Below are 972 nucleotides of genomic sequence, written 5' to 3' on the forward strand. Positions count from 1 at the left end.
CTGCCGAACCTCCTCAACGGGCGCAACGCTCCCGACGTCTACTTCGAGTGGGTGGGCAACCGTCTGCTCGAGCGCGACGCCGACGGGTTCGTCGCGGACCTGTCGCCGTTCATCGAGGACGGCCCGCTGACGGGTGTCCTCGAGGAGGGCCAGTACGGTGCCGCGACGCTCGACGGCCGGGTCCTGATGGTGCCGCACATCGCCGACGTCACGAACGTGCTCTGGTACAACACCGAGATCCTGGATGCCGCCGGCATCGAGGCGCCCACCTCGTGGGACGAGCTGCTGGACGCGTGCGACACCCTCGCCGCCGACGGCATCATCCCGATCGCGTCCGGCAACAAAGACCTCTGGGCCGCGGGCAACTGGCTCGCCCACCTGGTCTCGCGCGTCGTGGGCCACGAGGAGTACGACAAGGCGCTCAGCGGCGAGGCGGACTTCAGCGCGCCCGAGTGGCAGCAGGCCTTCGGCTACGTGGAGGAGCTCGCCGCGCACAAGTGCGTCAATGAGTCGGTCAACGCGATCGACGACAACGAAGGCGCTCAGCTGTTCTTCCAGGGCAAGGCCGCGATGCACGCGATCGGCTCGTGGCTGGTCAGCTGGGCGATCGACGAGGCCCCCGACCTCGACTTCGACTTCGTCAACCTGCCGGCGATGCCCGGCGAAGCCGACCCCGACAGCGTCATCGGCGTCATCACGGGATACGTCGTCAACGCCAAGAGCGACCACGACAAGCAGGAGAAGGCGGCCGAGTTCCTCGCGCTGCTGAGCTCGGCCGACAACACGCAGGCGTTCGTCGAGGCCGAGGCGGTCCCCGTCACGGCGACCGCGTCCGAGTCGATCGATGAGCGCACCGTCCGCCTCAACTCGCTCCTCTCGGAGTCCGACGTCGTCATCAGCCCCCCGGACACGGGCTACGACCTGGACGTCGCGGACGCCTTCTACCGCAGCCTCGCCGAGGTCCTGGGGGGG

At 68.7% G+C, this 972-nt stretch carries 1 protein-coding gene; it reads left to right on the forward strand.

All coding sequences use genetic code 11. The annotated features are described in order from the left end of the window. A partial coding sequence (locus ACH3VR_RS23320; RefSeq protein ID WP_397558734.1) for an ABC transporter substrate-binding protein occupies positions 1 to 972 on the forward strand: 972 nt, incomplete at both ends.

The organism is Microbacterium alkaliflavum (assembly GCF_044325405.1).
Classification (GTDB): domain Bacteria; phylum Actinomycetota; class Actinomycetes; order Actinomycetales; family Microbacteriaceae; genus Microbacterium; species Microbacterium alkaliflavum.